The 22444-nt window shown below is 58.0% G+C and carries 22 protein-coding genes; 16 read left to right on the top strand and 6 right to left on the bottom strand.

What is annotated here, in order from left to right:
• Positions 1-71: 71 nt before the first annotated feature.
• Complete coding sequence (gene ku, locus ACYZT9_RS12480) at positions 72-944, top strand: non-homologous end joining protein Ku (protein ID WP_462010048.1); 873 nt, start codon at positions 72-74, stop codon at positions 942-944.
• A gap of 145 nt (positions 945-1089) precedes the next feature.
• Here ku and lpxO read toward each other — a convergent pair whose 3' ends face one another.
• A complete protein-coding gene (lpxO, locus tag ACYZT9_RS12475) occupies positions 1090-1989 on the bottom strand; it encodes a lipid A hydroxylase LpxO (RefSeq protein WP_462010047.1) in 900 nt (299 codons plus the stop codon).
• Positions 1990-2401: 412 nt separating this feature from the next.
• Between lpxO and ACYZT9_RS12470 the strand changes: the two genes are divergently transcribed.
• Positions 2402-3991, top strand: a complete 1590-nt coding sequence (locus ACYZT9_RS12470; RefSeq protein ID WP_462010046.1) for an ABC-F family ATPase — start codon at positions 2402-2404, stop codon at positions 3989-3991.
• A gap of 267 nt (positions 3992-4258) precedes the next feature.
• Positions 4259-5446, top strand: a complete 1188-nt coding sequence (locus ACYZT9_RS12465; protein ID WP_462010045.1) for an MFS transporter — start codon at positions 4259-4261, stop codon at positions 5444-5446.
• 17 nt (positions 5447-5463) lie between these two features.
• On the opposite strand, the gene ACYZT9_RS12460 is transcribed toward ACYZT9_RS12465, so the two are convergent.
• Entirely contained in the window at positions 5464-6501 is a 1038-nt protein-coding gene (locus ACYZT9_RS12460; RefSeq protein WP_462010044.1) for an alpha/beta hydrolase family protein, read from the bottom strand.
• A gap of 167 nt (positions 6502-6668) precedes the next feature.
• Positions 6669-7280, bottom strand: coding sequence for an FMN-dependent NADH-azoreductase (locus ACYZT9_RS12455; protein ID WP_462010043.1), 612 nt, complete (start codon positions 7278-7280; stop codon positions 6669-6671).
• Positions 7281-7409: 129 nt separating this feature from the next.
• Here ACYZT9_RS12455 and ACYZT9_RS12450 point away from each other — a divergent pair, with 129 nt between their 5' ends.
• Together ACYZT9_RS12450 and ACYZT9_RS12445 are read left to right on the top strand one after the other, a co-directional pair.
• A complete protein-coding gene (locus tag ACYZT9_RS12450) occupies positions 7410-8318 on the top strand; it encodes a LysR substrate-binding domain-containing protein (RefSeq protein ID WP_462010042.1) in 909 nt (302 codons plus the stop codon).
• A complete protein-coding gene (locus ACYZT9_RS12445; protein WP_462010041.1) occupies positions 8315-8674 on the top strand; it encodes an MmcQ/YjbR family DNA-binding protein in 360 nt (119 codons plus the stop codon). The genes ACYZT9_RS12450 and ACYZT9_RS12445 overlap by 4 nt, the downstream gene beginning before the upstream one ends.
• Here ACYZT9_RS12445 and ACYZT9_RS12440 read toward each other — a convergent pair.
• Both ACYZT9_RS12440 and ACYZT9_RS12435 read right to left on the bottom strand, forming a co-directional pair.
• Complete coding sequence (locus ACYZT9_RS12440; protein ID WP_462010040.1) at positions 8671-9099, bottom strand: DUF1294 domain-containing protein; 429 nt, start codon at positions 9097-9099, stop codon at positions 8671-8673. The genes ACYZT9_RS12445 and ACYZT9_RS12440 overlap by 4 nt on opposite strands.
• Positions 9096-9926 (bottom strand): undecaprenyl-diphosphate phosphatase, encoded by an 831-nt coding sequence (locus ACYZT9_RS12435; RefSeq protein WP_462010039.1) that lies wholly within the window; start codon positions 9924-9926, stop codon positions 9096-9098. The genes ACYZT9_RS12440 and ACYZT9_RS12435 overlap by 4 nt, the downstream gene beginning before the upstream one ends.
• Positions 9927-10220: 294 nt before the next feature.
• Here ACYZT9_RS12435 and ACYZT9_RS12430 point away from each other — a divergent pair, with 294 nt between their 5' ends.
• The 9 genes from ACYZT9_RS12430 (at position 10221) to ACYZT9_RS12390 (ending at position 18831) form a co-directional block, all read left to right on the top strand.
• A complete protein-coding gene (locus ACYZT9_RS12430; RefSeq protein WP_462010038.1) occupies positions 10221-11855 on the top strand; it encodes a methyl-accepting chemotaxis protein in 1635 nt (544 codons plus the stop codon).
• A gap of 175 nt (positions 11856-12030) precedes the next feature.
• Positions 12031-12594: a nicotinamide riboside transporter PnuC gene (gene pnuC / locus ACYZT9_RS12425; protein WP_462010037.1), complete on the top strand. Its 564-nt coding sequence runs from the start codon at positions 12031-12033 to the stop codon at positions 12592-12594.
• Entirely contained in the window at positions 12591-13115 is a 525-nt protein-coding gene (locus ACYZT9_RS12420; protein WP_462010212.1) for an AAA family ATPase, read from the top strand. Before pnuC ends, ACYZT9_RS12420 begins: the two co-directional genes overlap by 4 nt.
• A 328-nt stretch (positions 13116-13443) precedes the next feature.
• The gene (locus tag ACYZT9_RS12415) at positions 13444-13881 is read left to right on the top strand and encodes a hypothetical protein (protein ID WP_462010036.1); all 438 of its coding nucleotides are present in this window, start codon (positions 13444-13446) and stop codon (positions 13879-13881) included.
• Between the two features lies 1 nt (position 13882).
• Entirely contained in the window at positions 13883-14455 is a 573-nt protein-coding gene (locus ACYZT9_RS12410; protein ID WP_462010035.1) for an adhesin, read from the top strand.
• A 52-nt stretch (positions 14456-14507) separates the two neighbouring features.
• Positions 14508-15989 (top strand): autotransporter outer membrane beta-barrel domain-containing protein, encoded by a 1482-nt coding sequence (locus ACYZT9_RS12405; RefSeq protein WP_462010034.1) that lies wholly within the window; start codon positions 14508-14510, stop codon positions 15987-15989.
• Between the two features lie 62 nt (positions 15990-16051).
• A complete protein-coding gene (locus ACYZT9_RS12400; protein ID WP_462010033.1) occupies positions 16052-16732 on the top strand; it encodes a C39 family peptidase in 681 nt (226 codons plus the stop codon).
• Between the two features lie 33 nt (positions 16733-16765).
• The gene (locus tag ACYZT9_RS12395) at positions 16766-17503 is read left to right on the top strand and encodes a hypothetical protein (protein ID WP_462010032.1); all 738 of its coding nucleotides are present in this window, start codon (positions 16766-16768) and stop codon (positions 17501-17503) included.
• A 47-nt stretch (positions 17504-17550) separates the two neighbouring features.
• Entirely contained in the window at positions 17551-18831 is a 1281-nt protein-coding gene (locus ACYZT9_RS12390) for a hypothetical protein (RefSeq protein ID WP_462010031.1), read from the top strand.
• A 68-nt stretch (positions 18832-18899) separates the two neighbouring features.
• On the opposite strand, the gene ACYZT9_RS12385 is transcribed toward ACYZT9_RS12390, so the two are convergent.
• Entirely contained in the window at positions 18900-20225 is a 1326-nt protein-coding gene (locus tag ACYZT9_RS12385) for a sigma-54 dependent transcriptional regulator (protein WP_462010030.1), read from the bottom strand.
• A 343-nt stretch (positions 20226-20568) separates the two neighbouring features.
• Here ACYZT9_RS12385 and ACYZT9_RS12380 point away from each other — a divergent pair, with 343 nt between their 5' ends.
• Positions 20569-20835, top strand: a complete 267-nt coding sequence (locus ACYZT9_RS12380; RefSeq protein ID WP_462010029.1) for a hypothetical protein — start codon at positions 20569-20571, stop codon at positions 20833-20835.
• A 275-nt stretch (positions 20836-21110) separates the two neighbouring features.
• Positions 21111-22400: an NHL repeat-containing protein gene (locus ACYZT9_RS12375; protein ID WP_462010028.1), complete on the top strand. Its 1290-nt coding sequence runs from the start codon at positions 21111-21113 to the stop codon at positions 22398-22400.
• Positions 22401-22444 lie beyond the last annotated feature (44 nt).

Below are 22444 nucleotides of genomic sequence, written 5' to 3'. Positions count from 1 at the left end.
TGGGCCAAACACCGCTGAAACTTTTGCGCCGGGCCACGGGTCACCTGATCATCACTTGGGAGTAGACGACGATGGCACGGGCAATCTGGAAAGGCGCAATCAGTTTCGGGCTGGTGCATATCCCTGTGGCGCTGGTCTCGGCGACGTCTTCCCAGGGAGTGGACTTCGACTGGCTCGACAGCCGCAGCATGGATCCGGTGGGTTACAAGCGCGTCAACAAGGTCACCGGCAAGGAAGTGACCAAGGAGCACATCGTTAAGGGTGTGCAGCACGAAAAAGGTCGCTACGTGGTGCTCAGCGAGGAGGAAATCAAATCGGCGCACCCGCTGTCCACGCAAACCATCGACATTTTTTCCTTTGTCGACAGCGATCAAATCCCTTTGCAGAACATCGACACGCCCTACTACCTGGCACCGGATAAACGCGGCGGCAAGGTGTATGCGCTGTTGCGTGAAACATTGAGCAAAACCAACAAGGTGGCCCTCGCCCACGTTGTCTTGCATACCCGTCAGCACTTGGCGGCGCTGATGCCACTAGAGTCGGCGATGGTGTTGGTGATGCTGCGCTGGCCAGCGGAAGTGCGCAGCCTCGACACGCTCGAATTGGGCGCTGAGGTCACCAAACCGGAACTGGCCAAAGGTGAACTGGAAATGGCCAAGCGGCTGGTGCAGGACATGAGCGGCGACTGGAGCCCGGACGATTACCGCGACAGTTTCGAAGACAAGATCATGGCGTTGGTTGAGAAGAAGGCTAATGAAGGGAAGATTGAGGATGTGGAAACGGCGACAGGCGAGGAAGAGCGTAAGACCGCGGATGTTATTGATTTGACTGAGTTGCTTAAACGCAGTTTGGGGGGCAAGGCGGGTGGGAAATCGGCGACGAAACCTAAGGCGGCGGAGAAACCGGCACCGGCGAAAAAAGCGAGCAAGCGTTCGAGTGGTTGATGGATAGGGGTATATCCATCAAGTATGCAGTGAAAGTGGCGACCCCATCGCGAGCAAGCTCGCTCCCACATTGGTTTTCCGATCGACGCGGATCAATGTGGGAGCGGGCTTACTCGCGAAGGCATCATGAGCCGCAACGCAACAATCAGATCAAAACAACTATCGCCAGCAACCCACCGAAAAGCGCCCACTTTTCCAGGTAATACAGTTTGCGGTTGCGCTGCTTCAACGCTTTTCCGTGCAGGCGAATCTTGTAGATTCTGGCGAACAGGCGATTGATGCCGCCGGTCTTGTCCCCCACATCATTGGGCGCGCCCGCCGCCGACATCACGTTACGGCTGAACCAGCCGTTGAAAGCCGCGGCCCAGCGATACTTCATCGGCCGCTCGATGTCGCAGAACAGAATGATGCGGTTTTGATCAGTCGTGTTTTCAGCGTAATGAATGAAGGTTTCATCGAACATCACCGCTTCACCGTCGCGCCAGTGATAGTTCTCGCCATCGACGTTGATGTAGCAGCCGGCGTCGTTCGGCGTTTCCAGGCCCAGGTGATAACGGTAGGAGCCGGCGTAAGGATCGCGATGACGCACCAGTTTGGAACCTGGCGGCAATTCGGCAAACATCGCGGCTTTGATCGAACCGATGCTCTGCACCAGTTCAGTGGTGCGCGGGCAGAGTTTCGTCGCTGAAGGATGACTATCGCCATACCACTTCAGATAGAAGCGTTTCCAGCCGGTCTTGAAGAACGAGTTGAAACCGACATCATCGTACTGGTTCGAGCGCTTGATCTCTCCCGCCTGGAGCAGGTTGCGCCCTTCCTCGCGGATTTCTTGCCAATGGGTCTGCAACGGGCTCAGGTCGGGGAAGTCTGCCGGGTCGAGGTAAGGCTTGTTGGGAATTTTCGAGAACAGGTAAAGGAAGCAATTGATCGGCGCCAGAAAGGACGAGTGATCACTCAATTGGCGGCCCAGCTTGTGGCGCACGCGGCCACGCAGATGCACGTACGCAATCGAAACAACATAAATAGCGGCAATGATGAGTTTCACGGAAATCGTCACACGTCAAAAGTGAACAAATGCGTCCGTGCCTGTCGGCATCAGTCTGAAAGATGGCAGTTTAGCCACGACTTGTAACAAATAGTTAGCTTACAAATGTGAAAATCTGTCCGCTGAGCCGCCAAAGCGCCCGTGTGGGCTCAACACCCTATCGTTTAAAGAGCCAGAACAGTACAATCGCCGCCAAACATTACGCGCCCCCCTTGGTTGATGACGGGAATGAACCCCGTCTCAGCGCACTTCGACTCGGGCCAAGCGCTCCATATGCTGCTGTCCACTTATTGCCAGATGGACCTTCCGCTTCTGACCGGGATGCATTTCCTGTGGTTCGAAAAACGGAAACGGGTACTGAATCGGTACTGCCGCAACCCTAGCTACTCTGAATGCTTCGCAGGAAAAACCTTTGATCTCTACAGCTAACATCACGATGCAGTTCGGCGCCAAGCCACTATTCGAAAACGTTTCGGTCAAATTCGGCGCGGGTAACCGCTACGGCCTGATCGGCGCCAACGGCTGCGGCAAATCGACCTTCATGAAAATCCTCGGTGGCGACCTCGAGCCGTCCGGCGGCCAGGTCATGCTCGAACCGAATGTGCGTCTGGGTAAATTGCGCCAGGACCAGTTCGCCTACGAAGAATTCACCGTGATCGACACCGTCATCATGGGTCACGAAGAGCTGTGGAAGGTCAAAGCCGAGCGCGACCGTATCTACTCGCTGCCGGAAATGACCGAAGAAGACGGCATGGCCGTGGCCGAGCTGGAAACCGAGTTCGCCGAAATGGACGGCTACACCGCCGAATCCCGCGCCGGCGAGCTGTTGCTGGGCCTGGGTATCGGCATCGAGCAGCACTTCGGCCCGATGAGCGAAGTTTCCCCTGGCTGGAAACTGCGCGTGTTGCTGGCTCAGGCGCTGTTCTCCGATCCTGAAGTGCTGTTGCTCGACGAACCGACCAACCACCTGGACATCAACACCATCCGCTGGCTGGAAAACGTGCTCACCCAGCGCTCCAGCCTGATGATCATCATCTCTCACGACCGCCACTTCCTGAACAGCGTGTGCACCCACATGGCTGACCTGGATTACGGCGAGCTGCGCCTGTTCCCGGGCAACTACGACGAGTACATGACCGTGGCGACCCAGTCCCGCGAGCAACTGCTGTCGGACAACGCCAAGAAGAAGGCTCAGATTTCCGAACTGCAATCGTTCGTCAGCCGCTTCTCGGCCAACGCCTCGAAAGCCAAGCAAGCGACCTCCCGCGCGAAGGCGATCGACAAGATTCAACTGGCCGAAGTCAAGCCTTCGAGCCGTGTGAGCCCGTTCATCCGTTTCGAACAAACCAAGAAGCTGCACCGTCAGGCGGTCATCGTCGAGCGCATGGCCAAAGGCTTCGACGGCAAGACACTGTTCAAAGACTTCAGCTTCCAGGTTGAAGCTGGCGAGCGCGTGGCGATCATCGGCCCGAACGGTATCGGTAAAACCACCCTGCTGCGCACCCTGGTCAACGAACTGACTCCGGATGCCGGCACCGTGAAGTGGACCGACGCCGCGGAACTGGGCTACTACGCCCAAGACCACGCCCACGATTTCGAAGACGACTGCAACCTGTTCGACTGGATGGGCCAGTGGACCCAGGGCGGCGAGCAACTGGTTCGTGGCACCCTCGGCCGCATGCTGTTCTCCAACGACGAGATTCTGAAGTCGGTCAAGGTCATCTCCGGTGGTGAGCAAGGTCGCATGCTGTTCGGCAAGCTGATCCTGCAAAAGCCGAACGTGCTGATCATGGACGAACCGACCAACCACCTGGACATGGAATCCATCGAAGCGTTGAACCTGGCGCTTGAGAACTACCCGGGCACGCTGATCTTCGTCAGCCACGACCGTGAATTCGTATCGTCCCTGGCCACCCGCATCATCGAGTTGAGCGCCAGTGGCGTGATCGACTTCAGCGGTACTTATGATGATTACCTGCGTAGCCAGGGTGTTGTGTTCTAAACGCAGCCACGAGCCTTAAGCTGCATGCTTCAAGTTAAAAGCCCTGTCCTTGTGACGGGGCTTTTTGTGTACAGAGCTAACGAAGGTTTTGGTCCAGAGACCTTCGCGAGCAAGCTCGCTCCCACATTTGAAATGCGTTCCCCTGCGGGAGCGAGGCTTGCCCGCGAAGAGGCCCTCAGGTTCAACGAATATAGTTAGCCTGCTTTCCTTTATTTCACACCCGCGCCATGATGCAGCTCTCCCACCGCCGCCCGCGAATGAGCCCTCATGTCTGCGCAGCAATTGCCACCGCAAAGCTCCATGGCCATCACCCTGCAGATCGTCTCCATCGTTTTCTATACCTTTATTGCCTTCCTCTGCATCGGCCTGCCGATTGCGGTGTTGCCGGGTTATGTCCACGAGCAGCTCGGTTTCAGCGCGGTCGTGGCGGGGCTGACCATTGGCTCTCAATACCTGGCCACCCTGCTCAGTCGCCCGATGGCCGGGCGCATGTCGGACAATATCGGCACCAAGCGAGCCATTGTCTACGGGTTGTCGGGGATCGTGTTGAGTGGCGTGCTGACGTTGATTTCCACGCTGCTGCAAAGCTTTCCGCTGACAAGCCTGCTGATTCTGATTGCCGGGCGCCTGTTGCTGGGGATCGCACAGGGCCTGATCGGCGTCGGCACCATCAGTTGGTGCATGGGCCAGGTGGGCGCCGAGCACACCGCGCGCTCGATCTCCTGGAACGGTATCGCGTCCTACGGCGCCATCGCCATTGGCGCGCCGCTGGGCGTGGTGATGGTCGCTGAGTATGGCTTTGTCAGCCTCGGGATCGCGCTGTCGGCGCTCGCCGCATTGGCGTTGGTGCTGATCCGCAACAAACCTTCGGTGCCGGTGGTGCGGGGTGAACGCCTGCCATTCTGGGCGGTATTCGGGCGTATTGCGCCGTTCGGCGCGAGCTTGAGTCTGGCATCGATCGGCTACGGCACGCTCACCACCTTTATCACCCTGTACTACGTAAACCGTGGCTGGGACGGTGCCGCGTACTGTCTGACGGTGTTCGGTGTCTGCTTCATCCTGGCGCGACTGCTGTTCATTTCGAGCATCAGCCGTTTCGGCGGCTTCTCCTCGGCGATTGCCTGCATGAGCATTGAAACGGTCGGGTTGGTGTTGCTGTGGCTCGCGCCTTCGACCGGTTACGCTTTGATTGGCGCGGGCTTGGCCGGTTTCGGTTTGTCGCTGGTGTACCCGGCCCTGGGCGTGGAGGCGATCAAACAGGTGCCCAATTCCAGTCGCGGTGCGGGGTTGAGTGCTTATGCGGTTTTTTTTGATCTGGCGCTGGCGATTGCCGGGCCGTTGATGGGCGCGGTGGCGTTGAATCTGGGGTATTCGTGGATTTTCTTCAGTGCGGCGTTGTTGTCGGTGACAGGGTTGGCCCTGACCCTCTTACTGAAACGCCGCGCAATGGCCTGACACCTAGAGGGTTGCTCTTACTGATCCGCGGTTTGCATGCCTGCGCGAGTCGGCTTGCCCAAGGCGCGCGAGAAAAACCGCCCGGCTTCGGAAATCATGTTGCGGTGAATGTCTTCGCGGTCGACACCATCGGCATCCGTGCACAACGCCGGCATGGCCGCGATCTGTTCTTCATTGCACGGCGCCATGAACACGAAGTGCCCTGCCCCGGCCAATAACTTGAAGTCGGGCGCGATCGGCAGTTTGCGCGCCAGCGCCGCCGCGTTTTTGTCGAAGGCCACCAATTTGTCGCCGTCGCCGCTGTATAGCAGCACCGGTACATGCACGTCGGCCAGGGTATGACGGCCGAACTTCAGGCTCAGCGGCGCCATCAGCAGCAGCGCGTGAACCCGAGGATCCGCCACCGGCCGCAGGTCATCACGGTCGACGATCAGCTCGCCTTGGGTGTTGCAGGCATCGCGATCGTCCGGACGCTCCTGGCAGTAGCGGCGCAGACGATCCAGATCCGGCGTCGCGCCGGACAGAATCAGCGCCGTCTCCCCGCCCGCCGAATAACCGATCACACCGACCTGATCGGCATTGACGAATGGCGCGAGCATGCGGTCGCCCAAGGTCGCGGTAATGGCTTCGGAAATCTGGATCGGCCGACCGTACAGGTTGCTCAGGGTGCCGAGGCGGCTGTGATCTTTGGAGTTGTCACCGGGATGAATCACCGCCACCACCACGAAACCTTTTCGCGCCAGCGATGTGGCAAGGTCGTGCAGGGCCAGCGGGGTGCCGGTGTTGCCGTGGGACAGCATCAGCATCGGGTATCGACCGATGGCGACGTGGGTGTCTTCGCCCGCTTCGACGGTGTAACCCTCAAGTTTGCTGGTGTGTTCCCGGTCGCTGGAGGGGTAGAACGCGATGGCACGCATCGGCTGCAGGTCCAGCGGATCAAGGAAACTCAGCTCATGGAAGCCAACGCTCCAGTGAGAATGTGGCGCAGGCGCGGCGTGCACTGAATTCAGGCTGCTGAGCAGGCAAATCAGTAACGTTGCACAAAGACGCACCATGGCATGCCCACCTTGTTACTTGAGCGGAAACGGTAACCCTCTACTGCATAACCCGGGCCAGAAAAAGAAACAGCCAGAAACAAAAAACTCCGCATCTGGCACTTGCGTGATCAGAATACAGAGTTTTTTGGGTGTTGCCTGGGCGGCTTTATATCTTTACGCGAGCCTTACGCGGCGGCGAACAGTTGCTCGCTGATCTGCGTGCGGGCATCGCTCATGGCTTTGGTACGGACTTCGTCACCGTACGCCAGGCCTTGCGCGCGGACGAATTCGATGTCCGTGATACCGATGAAGCCGAACAGCAACTTCAAATACTCTTCATGCGCGACACCAGTGGCCTGACCGGTATGCACACCACCGGAAGTCGACACAATCACGACTTTCTTGCCACCGCACAGGCCTTCAGGGCCGGCTTCGGTGTAGCGAAAGGTCTGACCGGCCACGGCGATGCGGTCGATCCAGGCCTTGAGTTGGGTCGGGATGGTGAAGTTGTACATGGGTGCTGCAATAACGACGGCATCGGCGGCGAGGAATTCGGCCAGCGTCGAGGCGCTCAACTCGGCTTCGTGCTGCTGGGCGGCGTTGCGCAGTTCAGCGGTGGTGCCGGCGGCGACCAGAGTCGTGGCGGAGAAATGGCTGATGGCATCGCTGGCCAGGTCGCGGTAAGTCACCACGGCGCTCGGCTCGGCGGTTTGCCAGGCGTTGACGACTTCACTGCTCAGCTGACGGGAAGCCGAGTTGTCACCAAGAATGCTCGAATCGATATGCAGCAATTTCATGTGGGATCTCCAGGTGAGGATCGCCACGGGGCGATCTGATGGAATCAATCCTACAGACGAAACCAATGGCTGATTAGACTGCAACAATGCGATAGTTCGTCTCACTGATAGAACAATCGAGTGATGACGATGCAGGACCTTAACGACCTCTACTACTTCGCCAAGGTGGTCGAAGCCGGCGGTTTCGCAGCGGCGGGACGTTTGCTGGGCATTCCCAAGTCGCGTTTGTCGCGCCGGATCGCCGAGCTGGAAGAACGCCTGGGCGCGCGCCTGCTGCAACGCACCACCCGGCAACTGAAGCTGACGGCTGTGGGTGAGCGCTATCTGCGCCACTGCCAGGCCATGCTGCTGGAGGCCGAGATGGCCGATGAAGCCGTGGCCAGCATGTCCAGCGAGCCTCGCGGGCGCTTGCGGGTGTCCACCCCCGTCGGGCTGGCCCATGAAATATTGCCGACGGTGATCAGCAGATTTCTCGAAAAATACCCGCAGGTTCAACTGGAAGTGATGCTGCTCAACCGCCGGGTCGATCTAGTGACCGAGGGCGTCGATGTCGCTCTGCGAGTGCGGGAATTGGGTGATGAAGATCCGTTGCTGGTCACCCGCCGCCTGCGTCAGGCGCAGATGCTGATGGTGGCCAGTCCGGACTTTCTCCATGGCCGGCAGATCAATCATCCCGAGGACCTTAGGGACTTGCCGGTGCTCGGCGCACTTGAAGCCGACCGCATGGTGCATATCCGCATGCTCGATCAACAGGGTAAAAGTCATGAGCTCACGCTCGAAGCCCGGCTGGGCATCGACGACTTCATCGTGCGCAGAGCCTGCGCCCTCGCCGGCCAGGGCTTTACCATGCTGCCGATGATGTACTGCGAAGAGGAACTGGAAAGCGGCGCGCTGGTGCAATTGCTGCAGGATTGGTCATTGCCTGGCGGCTGGCTGCAAGCGGTCTACCCTCACCGGCGCGGGGTGATGCCGGCCGTACGCGCCTGGCTCGACCACTTGATCGAATCATTCAATGCCTGTGGGGACCGACTGATATGAAGGCTGGACGCATGAGCGAAGAGGACGTCGCACAGTTCTGCATTTCGCTGCCGGGTGCGCGGGAAGACTACAAGTGGGGTGGCGTGCGGGTGTTTTCGATTGCCGGGAACAAGATGTTCGCCCTGCAGAACCTGCGGGGCGAATCCCTTGCCTTCAAGGTCGACAAGGACCTGTTTCTGGGCCATTGCGACCGTCCGGGCATTCATCCAGCGCCGTATCTGGCGCGGGCCCAGTGGATCATCATGCAAACGCCCTACCCGCTGGGCGCTGAAGAACTGCAAGCCCTGTTGCAACGGTCCCATCAACTGGTGGTTAGCAAACTGCCCAAGCGCACGCAGATCGGATTGCTGCTTTAAAACAGTGCCAGCAGGTTTGCACCCAGAAACAGTTGATCGATCCAGAAAACCTGGTGCAACAACACGATCATCCAGAACAGCAGCTGAAACGACACCTTGCGCGTCTTGTGCCGGAACACTTGCTGGGCCAGCAAGGCGCCCGGCCAGCCACCGGCAAGTTCCACCGCATGCAACACGTTGTGGGGCGTACGCCAGCTATCGGTGCGGGCCTTGCGCTTGTCGCTCCAATAAAGGAAGAACGACAACACGCTGACGATGCCGTAAGCCGCCAAGGGAATCAGCGAAACCCCTCGCAACCAGAACGACAACGAACCCATCAGCGGCAGCGCGCACACGGCCGCAAACACCAGCGATTTCAGTCGTGGGTTCTGGAACTGCCCTGCAGACTGGCGTCCGGATGGGTTGCGTGCGCGGGTCTCATTCATGCCTTGGCCGCGGTCCAGTCGATCCAGCCAAACTGCCACGTGGCCAGAATCACCAGACCAAACGCGATGCGGTACCAGGCAAACGCCGCGTAGCTGTGGCTGGCAATGAATATGAGCAAGCCTCTAACGGCAATCATCGCAAAGATGAACGCAGTGACGAATCCGATCGCGAACACCGGAAAATCAGCCGGCACGAACAGGTCGCGATATTTGTAGCCCGAGTACACCGCCGCACCGACCATGGTTGGCATCGCCAGAAAAAACGAAAACTCGGTGGCCGTCTTGCGCGACAGCCCGAACAGCAAGCCGCCGATGATCGTCGAGCCGGAACGTGAAGTGCCCGGAATCATCGCCAGGCATTGGGCCAAGCCGACTTTCAGCGCGTCTTTCCAGGTCATCTCGTCAACACTTGACGCATGCACCTCATGCTGGCGACGTTCAGCCCACAACATCACCACGCCACCCACCACCAGCGCCGTGGCGACGGTGATCGGATTAAACAAATAGTGGTGAATCAGGTCGGCGAATATAACCCCCAAAACGACCGCTGGCAGAAAGGCAATCAGCAGGTTGGCAGTAAAGCGTCGAGCGCCGGGCTGCGTCGGCAAGCCGACGACCACGTCGAAAATCTTGCAGCGAAACTCCCACACCACCGCCAGTATCGCACCGAGCTGGATAATGATGTTGAATGCCATTGCCCGTTCACCACCGAAATTGAGCAAGTCGGCCACGATGATCTGGTGTCCGGTACTGGAAATGGGCAGGAACTCAGTCAACCCTTCTACAACCCCAAGTATCAATGCCTGCAAGGCAGTCCAAAGATCCATCAATCCCCCAAGAAGCGATGCGCCACCGCATGCCCGTTAATATTTATGCAAATTCGTTGACTACGATCAGCGCAGCTGAGATGCCGCGCGCACAGAATCCGGACGAAACCGTAAAAATTCCGTGAACGTTCAACTTGGATTCAGGTTTTTCCGCGCGGGGCCGAAATCCTATCAGACAAGCCCGATTAACGCTGCCACGTAATAGGACTTGGGTCGGATATGCCCGATCGGCAAAGTGTGGTTGGATGCTGGCGATGATTTTTTACAAGAACAAGAAACCGGAGTGACAGCGTTATGAACAGCTTGCGCAATATGTCGATCAGCCGCCGCTTATGGCTCATCTTGATCGTGGCCGTCCTGATGCTTTTGACGCTGGGCGTGTTGATGCTCAAGCAGATTCACGAAGACCTTTATCACGCCAAGGCACAGAAAACCCAGCATGTGGTGCAGACCGCCAGCGGCATTCTGAACTATTACCACAACCTGGAAACGGCCGGCACGCTCACGCGCGAGGCCGCGCAGAAACAGGCGCTGACTGCCGTTCGCGGCCTGCGCTATGACCAGAACGACTACTTCTGGATCAACGACCTGACGCCGGTGATGATCATGCACCCGGCCAACCCGAAACTCGATGGCCAGAACCTCTCGGCGATCCGCGACCCGGACGGGTTTGCGGTGTTCAATGAAATGGTCGCGCTCGCCAAAGCCAAAGGCGCCGGCCCGATCGACTATCGCTGGCCGAAACCGGGCGCCAGCGATCCGGTTGAAAAAACCTCTTACGTCAAACTGTTCGAACCCTGGGGCTGGGTGATCGGCTCGGGCGTGTACATCGATGACATGCAGGCGGAGTTCGTCGCCCAGGTCTGGAAAGCTTCACTCGTCGGGCTAGTGATTGCTTCCATCATGGCGCTGCTGGTGATCATGATTGCCCGCAGCATTGTGCGCCCACTCCAGGAAACCGTGAACGCCATGGCCAACATTGCCAGCGGCGAAAGCGACCTGACACGCAGCCTCGATACCCAGGGTCAGGATGAAGTGACGCAACTCGCCCGCCACTTCAATGCCTTTACCGCCAAACTGCGATTGGTGATCGGTCAATTGCAGGTGTCCGCCAGCGCTCTGGGCCAGTCGTCCAGCGAGCTGGGCAACGACGCCGCCCAGGCCCAGCAGCGCAGTCAGCAGCAATCCCAGCAGATGGAGCTGGTGGCTACGGCCATCAATGAAGTGACGTACGGCGTGCAGGATGTCGCGAAGAACGCCGAGCAGGCGGCGAGCGAAATGCGCGATGCCGAATCCCAGGCGCAGCAGGGCCAGGTCAACATCGACAGCAGCCTGCAACAGATCGACAAGTTGTCTGGCACCATTGATCAGGCCGTGGAAGTCATCCGCACCCTGGCCACCGAGAGCACACAGATCGGCAGCGTACTGGAAGTGATCCGCTCCATCGCCGAGCAAACCAACCTGCTCGCCCTCAACGCCGCCATCGAGGCCGCCCGTGCCGGCGAGCAAGGTCGCGGATTTGCCGTCGTGGCGGATGAGGTTCGCCTGTTGGCCCAGCGCACCCAGAAGTCCACCGCCGAGATCCAGTCGATGATCGAGCGCCTGCAGAGCCACTCCGAAGCGGCGGTCAAGGTCATTGGCGACAGCAGTCGCGCGTCCCAACTGACCATCGAACAGGCCGGCCTCGCTGGCGCGAGCCTGAATGCCATTGGCCAGGCGCTGCGCAACCTCAACGGCCTGAACGCCTCTATCGCCAGTGCCACCCTGCAACAGACCCACGTGGTCGAGGACATCAACCAGAACGTCACCCAGGCCGCTGGTTTGTCCCACAGCACGGCGCTGGCGGCGCAACAGTCGAGCGTGGCCAGCGTCCGGCTCAAGGAATTGAGCGAACAGTTGAGCGGGTTGCTCAAGCAGTTTCGGGTGTAACAAGAAACGCTAAAGCCCTGTGGCGAGCGAGCTTGCTCGCGCTGGGGTGCGAAGCAGCCGCAAGATTTTGGGGCCGCTACGCGCCCCAGCGCGAGCAAGCTCGCTCGCCACAGAAGCCTCATGAGTACAATCTCGGTACAATCGGCCCCTACTTCGTCTTCCCCAAGGAACCTCCATGTCCGGGCTTGAACTGTTTGCCGCTGCCCTCGGTGTCACTGCCGTCTGGTTGACGGTCAAACAGAATCCCTGGTGCTGGCCGATCGGCCTGGTCATGGTAACGCTTTACAGTTGGATCTTTTTTGAAGTGAAGCTGTATTCGAACATGTTGTTGCAGGTGATCTACGCCGCGTTGCAGCTCTATGGCTGGTGGCAATGGACGCGCGCGGGGGCCGCGCGCAAAGGCCGGCAGGTCAGTTATCTTGACAAGCAATCCGTGGCGATCGGCCTGGCCGTCGGTGCAGTGGGCGGTTTGATGCTGGGCGCGGCCATGGCTCATTGGACCGACGCCGCGCACCCTTGGCTGGATGCGTCGCTGACGAGTTTCAGCCTGGTGGCGCAACTATGGATGGCGCAAAAGCGCATACAGTGCTGGCCGCTGTGGATTGTCCTGGACTGTATTTTCGTCGGCCTGTTCCTATACGAGGGGATGTACCTGACTGTTGCCCTGTATGGCCTGTTCACCCTGCTGGCCATTCAAGGCTGGCGCACTTGGCGCAGCGATCCGCTGCTGTGCCCATGAAGGTGTTAGTGCTGGCTGGGCCGGAATCCAGTGGCAAAAGTTGGCTTTCGAGCGAGATTCACGCCAAATTTGGCGGCATATTGGTCGGGGAGTACGTTCGGCATTTCATAGAAAGAGAAGCCCGACTACCCTGCTACGAAGACATTACATTCATAGCCCAAGGCCAGTTGACTTGGGAAGATGAAGGACGCACCCGACAACCGTCACTGTTGATTCTCGATACGCACCTCTTAAGTAATATCCTTTGGAGTCGTACGTTGTTTGGCGCTTGCCCGACGTGGATCGAGCAAGCATTGCTGGCGCGGCACTATGACCTGCATTTGCTGTTGAGCCCTGAAACCGTGGCCTGGCATGACGACGGGCAACGTTGCCAACCGCAACTGGCAGAACGCCAGGCGTTTTTCAATGCCAGCCGCCAATGGCTTGACCTGCACCACCAGCCTTTGCAGGTAGTTCAAGGTGATTGGAAACAGCGTAAGGACTCGGCATTCGAGGCTGTGACGCACTTACTTAGGGCCTGACGGGGTTACTCCGTCCCGGAGCATATGTCCATTCCTGAAACACCCACGCCTGCGAAAACCCCGAGCTAAAGCGGCCCGGGCACTCCCTGAAGAAAACGTTAAGACACTGATACAACCTGCGTTTAGCGCACCTGACGAGCAATGCCGCCCCCACGGACGGCATTTTTGCGTGGCTCTGTGTCAGTGGCGTTACAGAATTTTTTGACCACTCCGACAATTAAAGCCAACCAACTGTTTTTTAAAGAAAAACAAAACCCGGCACACCTTCTGCTCTCTTCCTTGAAACGCTGATCAGCCCAGCGTTCCACTTACAGAAGGAATTGACGCCGTGGGGAAACTTTATCAAAGCATCTACAGCTTCCTGCTGATCGGATGCGCGCTGGGCTCGAGCGTCAGCCTGCCTGTACAGGCTGACAACGGCATCATTATTATCAAACGTGATGTCCAACCGCGCTACGCAACGAATCCACCAGTAGTCCCCGACCCTAATCCCACGACCGTCAATGCCAACCCGTCCAAATATATTCTCGGTCAAACGAACGAGTTGAGCGACGGTGACTTTGCCAACGTCGCCAGTGGTGCAGGCATCACACGCCTGGTCGATCAAGGCAACAATACCTTGGGCGGCACTATCACTCACCAGACCCAGCTTTCCAACCTCCCCGCTGGACGTTCGGGCAATTCGGGCAACGGTATTGCCAACATGGTCAATTCAAACGTCCAGCAAGGCCTGGGTGCTCTGAAAATCATAACGGGAGACCGTTAAGATGAATCGTTCGCTGCTGATTATCGCCATGTTTTGCAGTGCATCGACCTTTGCCCAACCTCCCGTCATCAATAACGCCGAAATCGACGGTTCGGGCATGCAGTACCAGGGCAACTTTTCGGTCAACCAGGCTGCGGGCGATCAGCAGCAACAGGCTAACGCTCGGGCCATCGCCATTGGCCATGACGCCAGCGCGACCACTCAGATTCGCCAACGGTTGCGTACGCAGGTCGACCCCAGGATCGATGCCCGGTCCAGCATCCAGGGCGACTCCTTCAGTCACGGCAACGGCGTACTGGGCGTCAACCAGAGCGCGGGCGCCAGCAACCAGCAAGCCAATGCCCTGCGGATAAGCATCAGTTCACAGCCGCAAAGTATCGACGACAGCGTCCTCATGCAACAGAACGTGGCGCTGATCAACAACTCCGATCCAACTGACTCTGCACCAGGCTTTCGCCAGGTCACTACCAGCGACCAGGCTTTCACCGGCAGCCGTGGAGTAATTCAGCTGAATCAGAGCGCCGGGGTGGGAAACCGAACTGCCAACACTCTGAGCGTACGGGTCGTGGATTGACCCAAACAGGTAGGAACCACACTTAACCTAAAAATAAGTACGGAGAATCACCATGAAACCTTCGATGGCAATCAAGCCTCTGGTTTTCGCAATTGCTGCGGTCATGGCTGTAGCTGTACAAGCTGGGCAAAACGATCGGCGTGACAATGGCCACCATAATGGCCATCACAACGGCGGTCACCACACCCCTCCTCCTCCAACAAAGATCCCTGTGTATGCGACTGCCAACGCCTGGGACAAACAGAACAGCACCGGCAACCGTATCCTCAACCAAGGGACTCAGAACAACGCTGAAATGAGCAGTTCTGGTACAGGCGCCAGCGGCAACGTCGGCGTCAACGTGGCGGCGGGTTCCGGCAACCAGCAAGACAACGCGGCCGCCATCGCGAACGCTGCTTCAGACTCCAGTCTCGATAACAGCTTCGTGTTCGGCACTGCTAACGCCACTGCCAGCGTCCGGCAATACAGCAACGACAACAAGGTCAACAACTACGGCACCACAACCTCTGCCGTGATGAGCGGCTCGGGCAATGCCGGCAGCGGCAATATGGGGATCAATATTGCTGGCGGCGACCTTAACCAACAGAAAAACACCATGGCAATTGCCAACGCCAACGCCCCGCTCGGGAGCGCAACAGCCACCGCCTCTGCCGATCAAAGCGGCCCTGGCCTGGTCGTGAATAACTACTCCGATCGGACGTCCCGTCTCGATACGGTGACGTTAACCACAACCAAAAGCGGTACTTTCTCTAAAGATAAGTCATTCGAAGCCAGCGGCAGTCAAAGCGCTTCTTCGAGCTGGGCCGCGGCCGGTTCCAAGAGCTCTGAAGCCAGCGGTTCTTTGAGCGTTGATGTAAGCGGTTCCAGCAGCAGTAATGCGAGCGGTTCCAACAGCAGCGCTGCGAGCGGTTCCAACAGCAGTTCTGCGAGCGGTTCCAACAGCAGCAGTGCAAGCGGTTCTTCAAGTTCTTCTTTGACTGCTTCCTTGGGCGCTACTTTGGACGCTGAGACAGCGGCTTCCAGTACCAATACCTACAATAATGGCTTTGGCGATCGCACCCGCAGCAGTAGTTCCGAGGCATCGCTTAACGCATCGCTTGACGCAACGCTTGACGTAGCGGTAGACAAATCGTTCGACAAATCGCGCGAATCCTCGTTCGACAAAACGCGTGATTCCTCGTACGACAACTCGCACGACTCCTCATACGATAAATCGCGCGATTCGTCGTTCGAAAAATCGTTCGATAGTTCGTACGAGAAATCGACCGCGTCCTCGTACGATAAATCGGGCAGCAAGTCGTCCGAATCTGCGTATGACAAAGCGAAAAGCTACAGTGAAAGCAGCTCATATGAGTTGAGTAACACCTACTCTTATCAAGTGCTGACCCCAACTGGCTGGGCAAACCCTGTAACCAACACTGCAACCCTGAGTGGTTCGGTGAATGGCAGCAGTGGCAACCTCGGCGTCAACGTGGCTGCCGGTGTGGGCAACCAGCAAAGCAACTCGCTGGCCATTTCCAACCAGTCGTTCTAACTGCTGTCTCTGGAGGCCCCCTTACGGGGGCCTTTTTCAACACGACCAGAGGGCGTCCCACCATGCGCATTATCGCCTTGGCATTTTTGCTTTGCATGGCCAGCGTGATCGAGGCTGCACAACTGCCGCTTTCCGTCTTGCCGGGCGGCGCGGTGGTGTACAAGCCGATCCAGAGCATACGCGAGCGCAAATTCTCCGATCTGGTGCAACAGAAAACCGACTTCAGTTGCGGCGCGGCTGCGCTGGCGACCATATTGCGCCAGGCCTATTGGCTGGACGTGAATGAAGAACAGATCATCGAAGGCATGCTGGCACACTCCGATCAGGATCTTGTCCGCGTTCAAGGCTTCTCCATGCTCGACATGAAGCGTTACGTGGAAAGTATCGGCATGCGGGCCCGTGGTTACCGGGTAGCGCCGGAAACGTTGAGCGACATCAGGATTCCGGTTGTCGTACTCATGGATATCCGTGGCTACAAACATTTTGTGGTCATGCAAAGAGTCCATAAGGGCTGGGTCTATATCGGAGATCCGGTACTCGGTCATAAACGTTACAAAATCGACGACTTTGTCAAAGGCTGGAACGGCATCATCTTTGCCGTCATTGGCCAGGGCTACGACAAAACCAACGCATTGCTCGACCCACCCATGCCACTGACCGCCAAGAACCGCATTAACACCTTCAGCCCGGTGCAAGACGCAGAGTTGCTGGATTTCGGTTTCATCCGAAGCGACTTCTTCTAATAACAATGGAGCACGACGCTCCGGGAGCATCCCATGAAGACTCCATTCTGGCTTGCCGTGGTTTGCCTGACCGCCAGCCTGCCGACACACGCACAGTTGTTCCAACCCATTGAACTGAACGATCACGAATTGGCGACCCTGCGAGGCCGCTATGTCATGCCGGGACGGATCATCAGTTTCGGCATCGCCATGACCAGCACTTGGCAAAATGCCAACGGTGAAGTGATCGGCGCAACTTCCTCGATGCAAATTCAACAATCGACTATCCAGCCACAGTTCTATGTGTCGATAATTGACGAAAAAGGTAATGGCTCGGTTTATTCGCAAGGCACCGGTACCGTCACTGGCGGCAGCGGCCTCAACAGCACCGGAGGCGTCACTCAAGTCGTGCGTGCTGCGGGCGACAACAACACGGCTTACAACAATGTTGATATCAACGTCACAAAGGGTAACCAAGCGCCAGCATCGCAACAGCAGGGCCAGGCATTGGCCGCAGGCTCGACAATGACCAGCGCCAATGGCGCGGGCTCGCTGAGCATTTCCTCGACCGGTACCGGTGTGCAACTCAACATCGTGGCCAACAACAACCAGGGCAGTACCGTACAGCGTCTGGCTCAGGGCGGGCTGATGCAAAACACGACGTTGCTCGGCGGCAGCAACCAGGTCCGCAACGTCACATCCCTCAATGTCGTACTGCGTGACACTCCGTCAGGGGGGGCGCTGACCGGCAACCTGGATCAGCTCAAAGGTCTTCGCACTCTCGGATTCTGATCTATGCTCAGGCTCATCAGGATGCAGTCAGAAGGGATGACTTACCCATGCACCGTTCGTTAACGTTCAGAGCTTTCGTTTGTCTGAGTAGTCTGGCTCCGGCACCATTGCTGTACGCTGCACCAGACCCCCAGGTCGAAGCACTAAAACAAGAACTCATGGAGTTGAAACAGCGTTACGAAGCACAACAGAACGCGCTGATGGTACTTGAGCAACGCGTTCGCCAAGTTGAAGAAACACCGGCGACACCCGCTCCCAAACGTCTGACGAGATCCCCCGGCGAAACCCCCAAGGGTGGCCAGGCGTTGGCCGCAGGCGCTCCCGGAACCACGGGCAGTTCTTACGGGCAGTCGCTCAAGGATGAGTCGGAACCGGCACAAAGCGTTTCGAACCTGTACGACGAAGCCAGCGGGTTCTTCGGCGGTGGCAAGTTCAGTGTCGAAACCGGCCTGACCTACACGCATTACGATACCCGTGCGCTGACGCTCAATGGCTTTCTCGCACTGGACTCGATTTTCCTCGGCAATATCAACCTCGACCGCATCAAGGCCGACAACTGGACACTGGATCTGACCGCCCGCTACAACCTGGCACAACGCTGGCAGTTCGACATTAACGTTCCCGTGGTTTATCGCGAGTCAACTTATTCCTCCGGTGGCGCCGGTGGCGCAGGACCGGTGACGTCGGACGCAACCGTGACCCGCGACCCGACCATCGGCGATGTCAACGTTGGCGTTGCGTACAAATTTCTGGATGAATCGGCCGATCTGCCCGACGCGGTCTTTACACTGCGCGTCAAGGCACCGACCGGTGATGACCCTTACGGCATCAAGCTGGTCGAAGACCCTAACAACGATAACCTCGCGGTGCCCGAGGACTTGCCTACCGGCAATGGTGTCTGGTCGATCACCCCGGGTCTCTCGCTGGTCAAGAGCTTCGACCCGGCCGTGCTGTTCGGAAGCCTGGCCTACACCTACAACATCCAGGACTCTTTCAGCGACATCAGCCCTCAGGTCGGATCCAAGGTGAAAGGGGACGTGAAACTGGGCGACTCCTGGCAGGTCGGCGCCGGCATTGCATTCGCGTTGAACGAGAAGATGAGTATGTCGTTTTCGTTCACCGATCAGTTCGCCCGCAAGAGCAAGATCAAGCCGGACGGTGGCGACTGGCAATCGATTTCCAACAGCGATTACAACGCAGCCAACTTCAACATTGGCATGACTCTGGCGGCAACCGATAACCTGACGATCGTTCCCAACCTGGCCATCGGCCTGACCGACGACGCTCCAGACTTTTCGTTCAGCCTGAAATTCCCGTACTACTTCTAATCGCTCACCTGAATGGAAAAGGCCCGCTGCGACGTTCATCGCAGCGGGCCTTTTCGTTTCGCCCCGCCCTAACGGATCTGGTGCTTGTGCAGCAGTCGGTAAAAGGTAGGCCGCGACACGCCCAGCACTCGGGCGGCGACACTCAGGTTGTCACTGTGGCGATTCAACACATCGCATAACGCCTGGCGTTCGGCGCGTGTCTTGTAGTCTTCGAGGGTGCCCATCGGTACAGCGATCGTCTGCTGGCTGATCAGCCCCAGATCGCGGGCCTCAATCTGCCGTCCCTCGGCCAGGACCAGGCCACGACGTACCCGGTTGGCCAGCTCGCGAACATTGCCAGGCCAGTCATGCTTGCCCATGGCGATCAACGCGTCTTCACTGAAGCTGCGTGGGCGGCGGCCGGTTTCATGGCTGTAGAAATGGGAAAAATGGTTGGCCAGCACCGACAGATCACCATTTCGCTCACGCAAGGGCGCGGTCGCGACCTGCAGCACGTTCAGCCGATAATACAAGTCTTCGCGAAAGCGTTTCTTCTCGATCTCTGCCTCAAGATCGACATGGGTCGCGGCCAACACCCGCACATCCACGGGAATCGGCTGACTGCCGCCCACCCTTTCGATGTGCTTTTCCTGGAGGAAACGCAACAGGTTCGCCTGCAGCGGCAGGGGCAGATCACCGATTTCGTCGAGAAACAGTGTTCCGCCGTTGGCGGCCTCGATCCGCCCGATCTTGCGTTGATGGGCGCCGGTGAAGGCACCCTTCTCATGGCCAAACAGTTCGGACTGGATCAATTGTTCGGGAATCGCGCCGCAATTGATCGCGACAAAGGGTTTGCTGTGCCGCTGGGATTGTCGATGGAGCGTGCGGGCGACCAGCTCTTTGCCGGTCCCGCTTTCGCCGCGAATCAACACCGGAGACTCGGTGGGCGCCAGCTTGCTCAGCAGTTTGCGCAGCTCGTGAATCGACTTGCTGTCGCCGAGCAATTCGTGTTCGGGCTGATCGATGTGAACCGTGCCCTGGCCACGCAAGCGCGCCATGCCGAATGCCCGGCCGAGCGTTACCTGAACCCGGGACACATCGAACGGCAGGGTGTGGAAATCGAAAAACCATTCGCAAACAAAGTCCCCGACATTTTGCAGGCGCAGGACTTCCTGGTTGAGCACGGCGATCCACTCCGTGCCGCTGCGGCTGATCAGCTCTTTGACGGCGTCGGGGTGTTCCAGATGAAACGGCTGCAGACGCAACAGACCAACGTCGCAGGTTCGGTCGGCGGCATTTTCCAGCGTACAGCTATCAACGTCCCAACCTACAGAGCGCAACCCCGGCAGCAGACGGTGGCAGTCGTCACAAGGGTCCACCACTAACAGACGTCGTAAAGCAGGCGCTTCGATCATGACTGTTCCTTGGCGCCAAACTATAGGAATTTTTATTAAAAACAGTCGTTTGGCAGACCCGACTGTAACATTAGCAATAATTTGACGCTGGCTTGTACCGATTGACTATAGGGCTGTCGCGTAAGTAGTTATAAGAACTCACTTTATAAGTTACCTAACGAGTCGAATCTTTCATTCAGCTTTCAGAGCCTGCCGTTACCCTGAACCTATGAAGAAAAGTTGAAATTTCTTTCAATTGTATGTGACCCACCCACCGGTTGCGGGCATCAGTACAAGTAACCAGCCGAACGGTAAGCCCAACCGACGGCACATCACTTGATTGGGCATACAGAGAGAAAATCCCATGACCGCCCCGCTCCGTATCAACGAAGCTCTTTTGATTGCCGACCGCGCATTCCAGCCTTTTCAATGTGTGGCCTGGGCCCCGCAGGACGGTAATGGCGAACTCAGCCTGACCGTCATAGATCGCACCAATACCCGCATTGGCCGCAAGCAGATTCCAAGCAGTGCCTATACCGACCCTGCGCAACTTGAACATGTTCTGGAAGAAGCCCGTAAAGAGCTGAGCCAGGAAGGTTACACGCTGCAATCGTGGTCGATGCCGCACTAAAGAGTTCTGCGGATTACATGGGTAATCCGCAGCCTCCCCTTAATCGTTAGTTTGCTGGCCTTGTCCGTCAACACACTTGCGACAGCCGATTGTCGAACTTCCTGAGGCCAATTAATTGGCCGGCTTTCCAGTGGTTCGAAAAGACACTGTTCTGGCACAAAGCGCCCCTCCGCCTGTTAGTTTTGTCAGTTGTGCATCCGGTCATTCAGGCGTTGAATATTTTCCCAGTCGCCACCCCATTCCTGGATCACGACGACTCGCAAGGAGACGCGTGCATGTCAATCCAGACAGCTTTTGCCTTACCTGCAACGCAGAACTGCGCCGGGAAACTCGACAACTCCTTTGCCGGCACCGGCAAAACCCAAGTGTACTTCGCCGGGAGTACCTCAAGCCTGGCCAATGGCGTTGCGATTGATTCCGCAGGCAGGTTGCTGATAGCGGCGAAGGTCGGCACCCCTGGCGGCAGCCGTTTTGGCCTTGCTCGTCTGCTGGAGGATGGCTCGGCGGATTTGGCCTTCGGCCAACAAGGCAGCGTCATCAGCCAGTTCGAACCTGGTTACGAGGCCATGGCCGGCAAAGTCCTGCTTTCTGCCGATGGCAACATTCTGCTGGCCGGCCTGCATTACGAGAATGCGCACCGAACACTACCCGCCCTCGCGCTGTTCGATCAAAGGGGTAAACCGGTTCGATCCTTTGGCGACAACGGACGGTGTGTCGTGCGCTTGCCGGGCAATCTTTCCCAAGGCGTGCGCGACACATGGTTGCCTCCCGGCGTGCCGGGTGCCGAAGCCTGTGATGTTTGTGTGCAGCAAGATGGCAAAATCCTGGTGCTCGCCAATCATCATTTCGAACTGGCCGACCACGTCGGCCTGCTGGTACGGCTCAACACCGATGGTTCACTGGACGACACCTTCAACGGCCGCGGCTTCGTGCTGGTCAGGCACCTGCTGATGAACACCTGGCTCAGCAGCCTGCTGATTCAACCTGATGGCCGAATTCTGGTGGGCGGCTCGATCAACTTCCCTGGAGAAGGCCTGCTCGCGCGTTACCACAGCGACGGTTGCCTCGACGACAGTTTCGCCGTGGATGGCTTCATGAGTTTCATGGCACGGGGACGTCACGCTCAGGTCAGCCAGATCGTCCAACAGGACAACGGCGATTTGCAGTGTTTTGGCAGCACTCGCGACCCTATGCAGTGCATGGCTCTGAAGATTCACAGTAATGGCCGCCCGGACATTCATTGCAACGGCGGCCAGCCGCAATTGCTGGAAATCGGCCACAGCGGTTGCCAGTGGACCGCCGTCCAGCCCCTTGCCGACGGCAGCATCTTGACCGCTGGCGCTACGATCGGTGGCATCGAAGCCGATTTCATCCTGGCCCGGCATCTGCCCAGTGGGCAGCTCGATTGCAGCTTTGGCAATGGCGTCGGCTGGGTCCGCACCCGTCTGAGTCGCAGCCCGGACACCGCGACCTCGCTGGCGGTGCAGGCCGATGGCAAAATTGCCGTCGGAGGCTATTCACTGGATGGCAACTACCGGGCAATCGTCGCGCGGTATCTGGGTTAGGCACTTCGACATGTCCTACGCTTGATCTGCTTTCGGCTTACGGC

Source organism: Pseudomonas sp. ZT5P21 (genome assembly GCF_054897785.1).
Note: the sequence above shows the minus strand (reverse complement) of the source record. Positions and strands in the feature narration are given on the sequence as shown.